The following is a 13,498-nucleotide window of genomic DNA, read 5'->3' on the forward strand; positions in this document are numbered from 1 at the left end:
CTAACCCCGATAGATTGCGCTCAATGCGCGCCGGACATGTCGCCGAGGACTTCCTTCGAGGCGACGGTGGAATCGGCCTTGAGCTTGTAGACCATCGGCACGCCGGTCGCGAGGTTGAGCTCGAGGATCTGCGCCTTGCTCAGGCGATCGAGAACCATGACGAGCGAGCGCAGCGAATTGCCGTGCGCCGCGACCAGCACATTCTGACCGGCGAGCACGCGCGGCAGGATTTCGGTGAGGTAGTAGGGCCAGACGCGGGCGCCGGTGTCGCGCAGGCTTTCGCCGCCGGGCGGCGGAACGTCGTAGGAGCGGCGCCAGATGTGAACCTGCTCCTCGCCCCACTTGGCGCGGGCGTCATCCTTGTTGAGGCCGGATAGATCGCCATAATCGCGCTCGTTCAGCGCCTGATCCTTGATCGTTTCGAGGCCGGGTTGGCCGATTTCATCCAGGATGATCTTCAACGTGTGCTGGGCGCGTGTGAGTGCCGAGGTGAAGGCGATGTCGTACTTGATGCCGTAATCGGCAAGAGCCTTGCCGCCGGTCTTGGCTTCTTCGATGCCGAGCGCCGTCAAATCGGGGTCCTTCCAGCCGGTAAAGAGATTCTTCAAATTCCAGTCGCTCTGCCCGTGGCGAACGAGGACGAGAGTGCCGCTCATAATATTTCTCCCTGATAGGTTCGGATCAACGTGTGGAGAGCCCGAGAACATCGAGCATGGAATAGAAGCCGGGCTTCTTGTCGCGCGCCCAAAGTGCGGCCTGCAACGCCCCGCGGGCGAACAGCGAACGGTCGCCGGCATTGTGTGAGAGCGTCAGCCGCTCGCTTTCACTGGCGAAGATCACTGAATGATCGCCAACCACGCCGCCGCCGCGCAGGGTCGCAAAGCCGATCGTGCCCTCAGGGCGCGCCCCCGTATGGCCGTCGCGCACGCGAACGGAATTGTCGTTGAGATCGATGCCGCGACCCTTCGCCGCCGCCTGGCCGAGCAGCAGTGCGGTGCCCGAGGGCGCATCGACCTTGTGGCGATGATGCATCTCCAGCACCTCGATGTCCCAGTCGTTCGAAGGCAGCGCTCGCGCTGCCTGCTCGACAAGCACGCTCAGGAGATTGATGCCGAGGCCCATATTGCCCGACTTGACGATGCGGGCATGGCGCGCGGCGGCCTTGAATTTGGCCTCATCCTCGTCCGAGCAGCCGGTCGTGCCGATGATGTGGACGATGCGTGCCTGTGCGGCGAGACCGGCGAAGGTGACGCTGGTTGCCGGGGTCGTGAAATCGATGACGCCTTCGGCATGCAGAAAAGCGGCAAGCGGATCGTCCGTGACGGGAACGCCGATCGGCCCGAGCCCGGCGATCTCGCCGGCATCCTTGCCGATGAAGGCGGAGCCGGGACGGGCAACAGCGGCATGCAGAGTTACGCCCTCGGTTGCATGAATGATGCGGATGAGAGCCTGTCCCATGCGGCCCGCTGCGCCCACCACCACCAGCTTCATCGCATCATCGCTCATGTCGTCTCTATCGTCTATTTGCGGGAATTGCTTGAAATCGCCGGTAGCTGCAGGTTGTTGAGCCGAGCGTAGAGGCCATTGTCTGATGTCGCAAGCGTCTCATGATTGCCTTCTTCGACAACACGGCCGTTCTGCATGACGACGATCTTTTCGGCGCGGACAACCGTCGACAGGCGGTGTGCGATGACGACGACCGTGCGGCCGCTCATCGCTTCTTCCAGCGCCTTTTGGACAGCTGCTTCGGATTCCGTGTCGAGCGCCGATGTCGCCTCGTCGAGAAGCAGGATCGGCGCATTGCGCACCAGCGCACGGGCGATCGACAGGCGCTGGCGCTGGCCGCCGGAAAGCGTCACGCCGTTTTCGCCGACGGGCGTGTCGTAGCCCATCGGTTGCGCCTCGATGAAATCGTGGGCGTAGGCCAGGCGCGCTGCTTCCTCGATCTCGGCATCGGTCGCTTCCGGGCGGCCGTAGCGGATATTGTCGCGGATCGTGCCCTCGAAGAGATAGGGCTGCTGCGAGACATAGGCGAGCTGTTCCCGCAGCGACTGTTTCGTCACATGCGCGATGTCCTGCCCGTCGATGAAGATATTGCCGGCTTTCGGATCATAGAAGCGCGGGATGAGATTGATGACGGTGGACTTGCCGGCGCCGGAAGGGCCGACGAGCGCCGTCGTCTGTCCGCCTTCGGCCGTGAAATTGACACCCGAGAGGACGGCTTCGTCGCCATAGGCGAAATGCACGTCGCGGAACTCGATGTGGGCGTCGGTGACTTTGAGCGGCTTTGCATCCGGCAAGTCGCGCTGGCGCGGCTCCATGTCGAGCAGCTCGTAGATCATCCGTGCATTCACGACCGCGCGCTCCAGCTGCACCTGCAGCTTTGCAAGGCGGCGCGCCGGATCGTAGGCGAGCAACAGAGAAACGATGAAAGAGAAGACGGCGCCCGGCGGCACATTCTGGTAGATCGAGCGATAGGCGGCATAGGCGAAGACGCCAGCCACGGCAAAGCCGGCGACCGTTTCGATCAGCGGGCCATTGCGCTCGGAAATACGGGCAATACGGTTTTGGCGGTTTTCCGCCGCGGTAATCAGCTTGTCGACCTTGCGCTCGAGTTCGCGTTCCATCGTGAAGGCCTTGACGATGGAAACTCCCTGAATGGTTTCCTGCATCGCCCCAAGCACGCGGCTGTTGAGAACGACGGCTTCGCGCGTGACGGCGCGCAGGCGTCTGGAAATGTGGCGCAGGGTCAGAAAGACCGGCGGAGCGATGACGAAGAAAATAAGGCTCAGCATCGGGTCCTGATAGACCATGTTGCCGAGCAGGAAGATGAACGACAGAAGATCTCGCGCCGTGGAAGTGATAACGAGATTCATCACGTCGCGAATACCGGACACGTTCTGGCTGACCCGGGCTGCGATCTGCGAAGACCGCGCCTCGTTGAAAAAGCCGACCGAAAGCGTCATCAGATGCGTATAGAGGCGCCGTTGATAGCGGGCGATGATGTCGTTGCCAATCTTCGACAGAATGACCGACTGAAAGTAACCGGCAAAACCGCGCGCTATGAAGGCTGCGAGAATTGCAAGGCAGATCAGCCACATGACCTCGGCGCGGCGCTCATAGAAGGCGCCGTTGACGATCGGCCGCATGACCGCAGCCATTGTCGCCGTGGATGCAGCGACGACGATCAGGCAAAATATTGCGACCGAATAGCCCCAGATATGCTCGCGGCCGTTCTCGGAGATAATACGCTTCAGCATGCCGGTAATGGCTTCGCTGTCGACGTTTTTGCTTTTCGGGTCAGGCAATTTCAATAATCGGCTTCCTGTCTTGAACCAAGCGAGCCGCATCTGGCACGTGCTTCCGCGGCTCTATTAAAGACTTAGCACGGCTTTGGCTAGACATGGCCTGCCGGGCTGGTTAAGGCCGATCACGGAGCCGCATCCATTATAGAGGAAGGCGGCTCCTTCAAAAAGGCATGGCGCATCGAATGTTTCGGCGCGCCATGGGCTGTTTGGCGAGCGGTTAACGCCGCCAACGACGACCGTCCGTGGCAAGGCCGAAGTTTGTCGGCTTACGGGCGTAGATCGCAAGGCCGGAAAGCGCTGCCAGCGGATTGACGACCACGTGCGTCGGGATCGTCTTCATCAATTCCGTGTGCGGTGCCTTGTCTTCGAAGGCGGCGCGAAATTCAGGTTTCTGCAGCGCCGGCAGGATCTTCTGCGGGATACCGCCCGAGAGATAGACGCCGCCGCGCGCCATGAAGACCATGGCGAAATCGCCGGCGACGCGACCGAGATAGGTGACGAACAGCGTCAGCGTCTCCTCGGCCTGCTTGTTGGTGCCGGCAAGGGCGTGGTTGGTGATGTCGGCCGGCTCCTTCAAGCTCGGCTCGATGCCGTCAGCCGCGCAGATCGCATGATAGAGGTTCTGCAGGCCGCGGCCGCAGATCACCTGCTCGGCCGAGATGCGGCCTTCGATCGGCTCCAGATGCGGCCAGATCTGCAGGTCGCGTTCCGTGCGCGGCCCGAGATCGATATGCCCGCCTTCGCCCGGCACAGGCACCCATTGATGCTGGGTATGGACCAGGGCGCCGACGCCAAGTCCAGTGCCTGGCCCAAGCACGACGCGAGATGCGGTCATGTTTCCAGATGCTTGGCCGATGGTTTGGCGATGTTCGTCTGAAATCTCGGCGATCGCGAGCGCTTGTGCCTCGAAGTCGTTGATGACGAGCACGTCCTCGAGGCCGAGATTGGTGATCATTGTCTTCGGGCGGATCACCCAGTCGCAATTGGTCAGCGGAATCTCGTCGCCCTGCACCGGGCCTGCCATGGCAAGAATTGCCGAGCGCGGCCGGACCTTGCTGTCTTCAAGGGCAAGTTTGATCGCATCGTCGATCGTCGCGAAATTCGCCGTCTGCACGACCGGGAAGTGCTCTTGTTCGGAGTCCGCATCGACGAGGATAGAGAAACGCGCATTGGTGCCGCCGATATCGCCGATCAGGATTGGGAAAGGCAGGGGGGCGTCGCTGTGATTGAGCTCGGGCATGGCCAGGTCCGTGGTCTGCCGCCGGCAAGGCGGATTAATGGTTCAGGGTTTTGATCAGCCGCTCGGCAGTGGATTCGTTGAGCGCCATCGGAATGTCGTAGAGAACGGCAAGCCGCGTCAATGCCTTCACGTCGACATCGTGCGGCATGGGAGTGAGGGGATCGATGAAGAAGACGAGCATGTCGATCTCGCCGGTGGCGATGAGCGCACCGATCTGTTGATCGCCGCCGAGCGGGCCGCTTTTCAGGCGCGTGACCTTGAGACCGGGTGCGGCATCGAGCACGCGGCCGCCCGTCGTGCCTGTGGCGACGATGTTCCAATTGGTGAGGGCGACCTCATTGCGCCGTGCAAATTCTGCCATCGCATCTTTTTTCTGATCGTGAGCGATCAATGCGATGCATTTGCTGACAGCCATGAAATCCTTGCTCCGCTCGATGTTTTCAATCGATTTATCCGCCTTCTATACCAAGGGGACGTGTTTTGAAAGACGCCTCTGGCAAGGACGATCCAGGATCTATTGCTGCGGGATCTGGCCCGGCGGCGTATCGCCTGAAGCCGGCATTGCCTCCGTCTCCGCTGAAACGCCGGCGGTTTTGGCGCCGGATGCGACGGGGCGTGCGGAAGCAATCGAAGGTGCCGCCAATACCGCCTGGCAGGCCTTGGGCAGATCGGCAACCATGACTTCGCGCGGCTTTTGGGGCGGCTTGTTGCTAGGCTTCGGCTTGGCCCAGGGCTCTGGCCCGAACCACCAGGCGAGCGACTTGTCGCAGCCATCGCCGGCGGCGACCGGCGCCTGGCCCGTGCAGTCGACAGAACCGGGAGGGCAGCGGAGGCGGATATGGAAATGCGAATCGTGCCCGTATTCCGGCCGCAGCTTGCCGAGATTGGTGCGGTCGCCCGTCCATGTCTCGCACATCTTCTTCTTGATCGCCGGATTGACGAAGATGCGCTCGACTTCCGGATAGCTCGCCGCGCGCATCAAGAGGCGGGCATGCGCCGGTGTCCAGACTGTGTCGTTGATCGTCAGGAACTTGTCCTTGGCGAGCATCGAGGTGAAAGGCAGGGCTTCGCGCTCTTCCGCCGTCATCTTCCGTCGCGGCATTGGCGTTAGCCAAACGTCTGCATCAAGGCCGATCTGATGCGAGGCGTGGCCGTTGATCATCGGGCCGCCACGCGGCTGCGAGATATCGCCGACGAGCAGACCCGGCCAGCCGTCATTCTTCGCAGCATCGCGCGATAGGCGCTCGAGCAGGCCGATCGTCTCCGGTCGTCCCCAGCGACGATTGCGCGACAGGCGCATCGCCTGCCATGTCGGGCCATCCGCAGGCAGGGCGATGGCGCCCGCAAGGCAGCCCTTGGCATAGAAGCCGATCGATTGCGGCGGTCCCTGCGTTGGCAGCGTCATCGCACCGAAAACAGCCTTGGCGCTGCCGGGCGAAGGGGCGGCCTGCTGTGCCAGCGCATCGCCGGCGACGAGGCCCATCCCGATCGAGGTGGCGAGAGAGAATTTGCCGATCGTTCGAAAGGCGCGAGCCAGAAGTGAAGCCATGCATATCCTTGAAAGGCGGTCGGCTGATGCCGAAGTGATTTGCCGCGAGATTATCCTGAAACAGGATGGATGTGAATCCGCGGCAATCGCAGGTGCTGCCGGTCGGCCGCCCTTCCTCGAATGGACCCTTTCTCAGACGGATCAGTTCGCCAGGATTTCCGCCGTCTTGCGGATACGCGACAGCCGCGGCAGCACTTTCGTGCAGGCGAAATCCTGCATTTCCTGCGAAAGGGTCGTTACGGCATCCTCGGCGACAATGACGGCGTAGTTTGCCGCATGGGCATCGCGCACGGTGCCTTCCACACCGAAATTGGTGGCAACACCAGTCAGGATCAGCGTTTTGATACCACGGCGGCGCAACTGCAGATCGAGTTCCGTGCCGTAGAAGGCGCTCCACTGGTGTTTGACGATGGCGACATCCGGCGTCAGCGCCGCTATTTCCGCGGGAGCTTCCAGCGCAGCCGGCGGCAAGCCTCCGGGGGGAAGCGGGAAGCTTTCGTCGGTCGGCTGATTGACAGCATCGGCATAGTTTGCCGAAAATCCGACTGTCACGAACACGGTCGTTCCGCCATCGGCCTTCAGTCTGTTTGCGATGGCGACCGTATTGGTGACGATCTGCTGGGCGGAGTAAGGCGCGAGCGGGCGGCTGAGAACGAGGTTTTGCAGGTCTATGGAAACAAGGGCGGTGGTCTTGGGATCGTAAAGTGACATCTGGGGGCTCCGAGAAAAACATGAGGATATCCTCACAATGGAAAATATGAGGGTAGCCTCACAAAAATCAAGTGAAGAATTGAAGACGCGCACGCCGAAGCGGCAGCGGGGGCATGATCGCGTCGCTATTCTGCTCGAAGCGGCGGCAAAGGTCTTTGCGCGCAGGGGTTACGATGCGGCGACGATGACGGAGATCGCCGCGGAGGCGCATTCATCGATCGGCTCGCTCTACCAGTTCTTTCCGACAAAGCCATTGCTTGCCGAGGCGCTGCATATCGATCGGCTGGAGCGGCTCAAGGCTGGGCTTCGCGACTTGGCGGAACGGAGCACGGGGCTTTCCGCCGCCGATAGCGGCGAGGCAATTTTCGATGCACTCGCCGCTTTCATCGAGCAATATCCAGAGTTTCCCGTGCTGGCCGGGCGCCGCGATATTCCGAAGGACCGCAAGGCGCGCTCGCGCGCGGAGTTGCGAGAGCTGATTGCCGCCATTCTGCGGCAGGCCCATCCACCGATTACGGACGATATCGTGCTGATGGCGGGCATCGTGCTCGAATTGCTGCGCATTGCAGTCGTCGTTTCCAGCGATCCTGATGCCGCCGAGGACCGGCGTGTCTTCGCGGAACTGCGGCTGATGCTGCGCAAACGTCTTGAGGATGCAACAGCAAAAGATTGAACCCGGGACGGTCTTCAGTCTTTGCAACGAGATGAATTGTTGCGTCCTGCTTTTTGCCCTCATTTGCCGTATGCTGATTCCTCAGACATCATCAGGAGATCATGAATGGCATTGTCGCGATTGAAAGCAGGTTTGGTCGTTTCTCTTTTTTGCCTGCTGGCAATGCCTCTATCCACGAAAGCCGAAGAGCCGCAATTCCGCATCGGCACCGCCATTCTCGGCGACCTGAAATATCAGCCCGGCTTCAAGCATTTTGACTACGTCAATCCGAATGCGCCGAAGGGCGGCGAGGTGAAGCTGTCTAGCAATGGCACCTTCGACACCCTCAATCCGGTACTTTATAAGGGCAATACCGTTGCGGGAATAAGCTCTCTGGGTGCGGGCCTTGTCTTTGACAGCCTTCTGAAGTCGGCGGATGACGAGGTTTCCTCCTCCTATGGATTGCTCGCCGAGGGCGTTTCCTATCCGGAAGATATTGCTAGTGCTACTTTCCGCCTGCGGCCCGAAGCCAAATGGGCAGACGGACAGCCGGTGACGCCAGAGGATGTCGTCTTCAGTTTCGACAAGGCGAAGGAACTCAACCCGCTCTTTACCAGCTATTACAGCCATGTGACGCGCGCCGCGAAGACCGGCGATCGCGACGTGACCTTCTATTTCGATGAGAAGAACAATCGCGAACTGCCGTCGATTCTCGGCCAGTTCCCGATCGTGCCAAAGCACTGGTGGGAAGGTACGGGGCCGGACGGTAAACCGCGCGATATTTCCCGCACCACGCTCGAGCCCGTTATGGGATCCGGACCCTACAGGATCGTTTCGGTCTCGCCCGGTTCCACCATCCGTTACGAATTGCGCGACGACTATTGGGGCAAGGACCTGCCCGTCAATGTTGGCTTGAACAATTTAAAGTCGATCTCCTACACCTACTTCACCGATAATGATGTGGAATTCGAGGCCTTCCGCGGCGGCACTATCGACTATTGGCAGGATAACGTCGCAAGCCGCTGGGTCACCGGCTACGATTTTCCTGCTGCCAAGGACGGCCGCATCAAGCGCGAGGAAGTGCCCAATCCGCTTCGCGCCACCGGCGTTATGCAGGCGCTTGTGCCAAACATGCGCCGCGATCAGTTCAAAGACGAGCGTGTTCGTGAGGCGCTGAACTATGCTTTCGATTTCGAAGAGCTGAACCGTACCATCGCTTTTAATCAGTACAGCCGCATCAATAGCTTCTTTTTCGGCACGAAGCTTGCTTCGTCGGGCCTGCCAGAAGGTAAAGAGCTCAGCGTTCTCAATGAAGTGAAGGACAAGGTTCCGGCTGAAGTTTTCACGACGCCTTATACCAACCCGGTCGGCGGCGATCAGCAGAAGGCCCGCGATAATCTGCGGAAAGCGCTCGATCTGTTCAAACAGGCAGGATATGTTCTGAAGAGCAACCAGATGGTGAATGCCCAGACGGGCAAACCCTTATCGATCGAGATTCTGCTCGGCAGTCCCTTCGTGGAGAAGTGGGTTCTACCCTATACCCAGAATTTGAAGAGAATCGGCATCAACGCTAGCGTCCGTACGGTCGATTCGTCGCAATACATCAATCGTGTGCAGAACTTCGACTATGACATGATCTGGACAGTTTGGGCGCAAACATTGAATCCCGGCAACGAGCAGATTGATTTCTGGGGATCTGCCTCCGTCAATCGTAAGGGTTCGCGCAATTTTGCCGGTATTTCTGATCCAGGCATCGATGCTCTCGTCAATAAGGTCATTTTCGCCAAAGACGTCGAGGAGAAGGACGCCGTCGCCAAGGCGCTCGACCGTGTATTGCTCGCTCATCACTACGTGGTTCCACTCTTTTACACGACCAGCTTCCATATCGCTTATTGGGACAAATTCGCTCATCCGGCCCAACTGCCCGAATACTCAATCGGCTTCCCCGATGTCTGGTGGTCGAAAAGCGCCGGCAAGTGAGCCTCTCTTGCAATGAGGGGCCTGCTGGCTCCAAATGCTCGAGGCTGATTCGGATAGTTTCACGCTGATATGACGGCGCCGGCTTGCATCCGGCGGAAGGGAATGTGATTTGATCGACGGACGGATTGAGGTGAGGCGGATCATACCCCTCCATGAGGGAGCGGTGGGCTGATGGGCGCCTATATCCTGCGACGCCTCCTGCTGATGATCCCGACCATTGTCGGCATCATGGCGATTTCCTTCACCATCGTGCAGTTTGCGCCGGGCGGTCCGGTCGAGCAGGTCATCGCGCAGCTGACCGGGCAGGGCGACAATGCCAACGGCCGCCTGTCGGGTGGCGGTACGGACCTGGCTGCACAGCAATCCTTCGATGACAGCAGCTCGAAATATCGGGGCGCACAGGGGCTCGATCCCGAACTGATCGCCAAGCTCGACAAGCAGTTCGGCTTCGACAAGCCGCCGCTGGAGCGTTTCGGCCAGATGATGTGGAACTATATCCGCTTCGATTTCGGCGAGAGCTTCTTCCGCAATACCACCGTCATCGACCTGATCGCCCAGAAACTGCCGGTGTCGATTTCGCTCGGCATCTGGATCCTGATCTTCTCCTATGCCATTTCCATTCCGCTCGGCATCCGCAAGGCGGTGCAGGATGGATCGACCTTCGATGTCTGGACCTCGGGCATTATCATCGTCGGCTACGCCGTCCCGAGCTTCCTGTTCGGCATCATGCTGATCGTGCTCTTTGCCGGCGGCTCCTTCTTCGACTGGTTCCCGCTGCGCGGGCTCGTTTCGGATAATTTCGCCGACCTCAGCTGGTGGCAGAAGATCCTCGATTATCTCTGGCATCTGGTGCTGCCGCTGATCTCGCTGTCGCTCGCCGCCTTCGCCACCACGACGCTGCTTACGAAGAATTCCTTCATCGAGGAGATCAAGAAGCAATATGTTATCACTGCCCGCGCCAAGGGTCTTTCCGAACGGCGGGTGCTCTATGGCCATGTGTTCCGTAACGCGATGCTCATCGTCATTGCCGGCTTTCCCGGCGCCTTCATTTCCGCCTTCTTCACCGGCTCGCTTTTGATCGAGAATATCTTCTCGCTCGATGGCCTTGGCCGTCTCAGCTATCTCTCCGTCGTCCAGCGCGACTATCCGGTGGTCTTTGCCACCCTTTTCATATTCTCGCTGCTCGGCCTCGTCGTCAGCCTCGTCTCCGACCTGATTTACACCTGGATCGATCCGCGCATCGACTTCGAGCGGAGGGACGTGTGATGGATGCAGCCAACCAACAAGCGGTTCCGACGACGGTAAAGCCGCCGCGCAAGGGACTGTTCTCGCCGACCAATGTACGCCGCTGGGAGAACTTCAAGGCAAACCGCCGCGGCTACTGGTCGCTCTGGATCTTCCTGGTGTTGTTCGTCCTCAGCCTCGGCGCCGAGTTCATCGTCAACGACCGGCCGATTCTCGTTTCCTACAAGGGCGAGATCCTGACGCCGGTCTTCGTCGACTATCCGGAGGAGAAGTTCGGCGGCTTCCTGGCGCAGACGGATTACCGCGCACCGGATATTCAGGACGAGATCAACGCTAATGGCTGGATGATCTGGCCGCCGATCCACTATTCCTATCAGACTGCCAACTCTAATCTTCCCAAGGGGATGTCGGCGCCGACGCCGCCTTTCTGGGCGATGAGCAAGGAGACGCGCTGCTCGGGCTATGCCGGCGGCGTTGCCGATCCGAACTGCAACTGGAGCAATTTCAATTGGCTCGGCACGGATGACCAGGCGCGCGACGTGCTAGCCCGCCTGATCTACGGCTTCCGCATCTCGGTGCTGTTCGGCCTGGCGCTCACCATCTGCTCGGCCGTCGTCGGCGTCTGCGCCGGTGCGATACAGGGCTATTTCGGCGGCTGGACCGATCTTCTGATGCAGCGTTTCATCGAAATCTGGTCGTCCATGCCGGTGCTTTACATCCTGCTGATCATCGCCTCGGTGCTGCCGCCCGGCTTCTTCATCCTGCTCGGCATATTGCTCTTGTTTTCCTGGGTTGGCCTCGTCGGCGTCGTCCGCGCCGAATTCCTGCGGGCGCGCAATTTCGAATATGTGCGCGCCGCCCGCGCGCTCGGCGTCAACAACCGCACCATCATGTATCGCCACCTGCTGCCGAACGCGATGGTGGCGACGCTGACCTTCGTTCCCTTCATCCTGTCGGGCTCGATTACCACCCTGACCTCGCTGGATTTCTTGGGCTTCGGCATGCCGCCCGGCTCGCCGTCGCTGGGTGAAATGATCGCCCAGGGCAAATCCAATCTGCAGGCTCCATGGCTGGGGCTCTCGGCCTTCTTCACCATGTCGATCATGCTATCGCTGCTGATTTTCATCGGCGAGGCCGTGCGCGACGCCTTCGATCCGAGGAAGACGTTCCGATGAGCGAAAATTCCACTCCGCTGCTGTCAGTCCGCAATCTCTCCGTCGCCTTTCATCAAGGCGGGCAGACGTCGATTGCCGTCGATGGCGTCTCCTTCGATATCCGCAAGGGTGAGGTGCTGGCGCTGGTCGGCGAATCCGGCTCGGGCAAATCGGTTTCGGCTAATTCGATCCTGAAGCTCTTGCCCTATCCAACAGCAAGCCATCCTTCCGGCGAAATCCTGTTCAAGGGCAAGGATCTATTGAAGGCGTCGGACAACGAGCTGCGCGCCGTGCGCGGCAACGACATCACAATGATCTTTCAGGAGCCGATGACCTCGCTCAATCCGCTCCATTCGATCGAAAAGCAGATCAGCGAAATCTTGGCGCTGCACCAGGGCATGGTGGGCGAGGCCGCGCGCAACCGCACGCTGGAGCTTTTGAATCAGGTCGGCATCCGCGAGCCGGAAAAGCGGCTCAAGGCCTATCCGCATGAACTGTCCGGTGGCCAGCGCCAGCGCGTGATGATCGCCATGGCGCTCGCCAACCGCCCGGAACTGCTGATCGCCGACGAACCGACGACGGCGCTCGATGTCACCGTGCAGGCGCAGATCCTCGAACTCCTGCGCGAGCTCAAGGGTGCGCACGGCATGTCGATGCTGTTCATCACCCATGATCTCGGCATCGTCCGTAAGTTCGCCGACCGCGTCTGCGTCATGACCAAGGGCAAGATCGTCGAGACCGGCACGGTGGAGGACGTCTTCACTCGGCCGCAGCATGACTATACCCGTCATCTGCTGGCCGCCGAGCCGCGCGGCGAGCCGCCGGCAAGCGATGCGAACAAGCCGGTGGTCATGGAAGGCAGCGATATTCGCGTCTGGTTCCCGATCAAGGCGGGCTTCATGCGCAAGGTCGTCGATCATGTAAAGGCGGTCGACGGCATCGATCTGAAGCTCAGGGCCGGCCAGACGCTCGGTGTCGTCGGCGAATCCGGCTCAGGCAAGACCACGCTCGGCCTCGCACTCGCCCGGCTTATCTCCTCCAAGGGTCGTATCGCCTTTGTTGGCAAGGATATAGCCGGCTATTCGTTCCGCGAAATGCGGCCGCTGCGCAACCAGCTGCAGGTGGTCTTCCAGGATCCTTATGGATCGCTCAGCCCACGCATGTCGGTCGGCGAGATCATCGCCGAGGGGCTCAAGGTACATGAGCGGTCGCTTTCTGCCGATGAGCGCGACAAGCGCGTCTGCTGGGCACTCGAGGAAGTGGGTCTCGATCCATCCACCCGCTGGCGCTTCCCGCATGAATTCTCCGGCGGCCAGCGCCAGCGCATCGCCATCGCGCGCGCCATGGTGCTGAAGCCGCGCTTCGTCATGCTAGACGAGCCCACCTCGGCGCTCGACATGAGCGTGCAGGCGCAGGTGGTCGATCTGCTGCGGGACCTGCAGCAGAAGCACGATCTTGCCTACCTCTTCATCAGCCACGACCTGAAGGTGGTGAAGGCGCTTGCCAATGAGCTGATCGTCATGCGCTTCGGCAAGGTTGTCGAGCAGGGCGCATCCGCCAATATTTTCCGGGCGCCGAAAGAGGATTACACTAGGGCGCTTCTCGCTGCCGCCTTCAATATCGAGGCGGTGCCGACCGCCGCCATCCAGCAATAGAGAC

Annotated in this window: 12 protein-coding genes; 5 read left to right on the forward strand and 7 right to left on the reverse strand. The window is 60.3% G+C overall.

The genetic code is table 11. The annotated features are described in order from the left end of the window. Window positions 1–20: 20 nt before the first annotated feature. The 7 genes from ACYJRZ_RS05920 to ACYJRZ_RS05950 form a co-directional block, all read right to left on the reverse strand. Entirely contained in the window at window positions 21–656 is a 636-nt protein-coding gene (locus tag ACYJRZ_RS05920) for a 2,3-bisphosphoglycerate-dependent phosphoglycerate mutase (protein WP_112341831.1), read from the reverse strand. A gap of 25 nt (window positions 657–681) precedes the next feature. Beyond that, window positions 682–1,506, reverse strand: coding sequence for a 4-hydroxy-tetrahydrodipicolinate reductase (dapB, locus tag ACYJRZ_RS05925; protein WP_459457068.1), 825 nt, complete (start codon window positions 1,504–1,506; stop codon window positions 682–684). A gap of 14 nt (window positions 1,507–1,520) precedes the next feature. Further along, window positions 1,521–3,260: an ABC transporter ATP-binding protein gene (locus ACYJRZ_RS05930; protein WP_459458649.1), complete on the reverse strand. Its 1,740-nt coding sequence runs from the start codon at window positions 3,258–3,260 to the stop codon at window positions 1,521–1,523. A 265-nt stretch (window positions 3,261–3,525) separates the two neighbouring features. Further along, on the reverse strand, window positions 3,526–4,548 hold the full coding sequence (locus tag ACYJRZ_RS05935) for a glucokinase (RefSeq protein ID WP_459457070.1): 1,023 nt from the start codon (window positions 4,546–4,548) through the stop codon (window positions 3,526–3,528). A gap of 34 nt (window positions 4,549–4,582) precedes the next feature. Then, window positions 4,583–4,963 carry a methylglyoxal synthase gene (locus tag ACYJRZ_RS05940; RefSeq protein ID WP_459457072.1) on the reverse strand — a complete coding sequence of 127 codons (381 nt, stop codon included), beginning with the start codon at window positions 4,961–4,963 and terminating at the stop codon, window positions 4,583–4,585. Window positions 4,964–5,062: 99 nt separating this feature from the next. Further along, window positions 5,063–6,097 carry a penicillin-insensitive murein endopeptidase gene (gene mepA, locus ACYJRZ_RS05945; protein WP_459457074.1) on the reverse strand — a complete coding sequence of 345 codons (1,035 nt, stop codon included), beginning with the start codon at window positions 6,095–6,097 and terminating at the stop codon, window positions 5,063–5,065. A 141-nt stretch (window positions 6,098–6,238) separates the two neighbouring features. Beyond that, the gene (locus tag ACYJRZ_RS05950; protein WP_459457076.1) at window positions 6,239–6,808 is read right to left on the reverse strand and encodes an isochorismatase family protein; all 570 of its coding nucleotides are present in this window, start codon (window positions 6,806–6,808) and stop codon (window positions 6,239–6,241) included. Window positions 6,809–6,845: 37 nt separating this feature from the next. Here ACYJRZ_RS05950 and ACYJRZ_RS05955 point away from each other — a divergent pair, with 37 nt between their 5' ends. The 5 genes from ACYJRZ_RS05955 (at window position 6,846) to ACYJRZ_RS05975 (ending at window position 13,494) form a co-directional block, all read left to right on the forward strand. Beyond that, window positions 6,846–7,481, forward strand: coding sequence for a TetR/AcrR family transcriptional regulator (locus ACYJRZ_RS05955; protein WP_459457078.1), 636 nt, complete (start codon window positions 6,846–6,848; stop codon window positions 7,479–7,481). A 105-nt stretch (window positions 7,482–7,586) separates the two neighbouring features. Beyond that, window positions 7,587–9,440 (forward strand): extracellular solute-binding protein, encoded by a 1,854-nt coding sequence (locus tag ACYJRZ_RS05960; RefSeq protein WP_459457080.1) that lies wholly within the window; start codon window positions 7,587–7,589, stop codon window positions 9,438–9,440. A gap of 171 nt (window positions 9,441–9,611) precedes the next feature. Next, window positions 9,612–10,706 (forward strand): microcin C ABC transporter permease YejB, encoded by a 1,095-nt coding sequence (locus tag ACYJRZ_RS05965; protein ID WP_411906232.1) that lies wholly within the window; start codon window positions 9,612–9,614, stop codon window positions 10,704–10,706. Then, on the forward strand, window positions 10,706–11,860 hold the full coding sequence (locus ACYJRZ_RS05970; protein WP_459457083.1) for an ABC transporter permease: 1,155 nt from the start codon (window positions 10,706–10,708) through the stop codon (window positions 11,858–11,860). The genes ACYJRZ_RS05965 and ACYJRZ_RS05970 overlap by 1 nt, the downstream gene beginning before the upstream one ends. After that, a complete protein-coding gene (locus tag ACYJRZ_RS05975; protein WP_459457085.1) occupies window positions 11,857–13,494 on the forward strand; it encodes an ABC transporter ATP-binding protein in 1,638 nt (545 codons plus the stop codon). Before ACYJRZ_RS05970 ends, ACYJRZ_RS05975 begins: the two co-directional genes overlap by 4 nt. The last annotated feature ends 4 nt before the right edge of the window (window positions 13,495–13,498 follow it).

The sequence above is a fragment of the Rhizobium sp. No.120 genome, assembly GCF_054558365.1.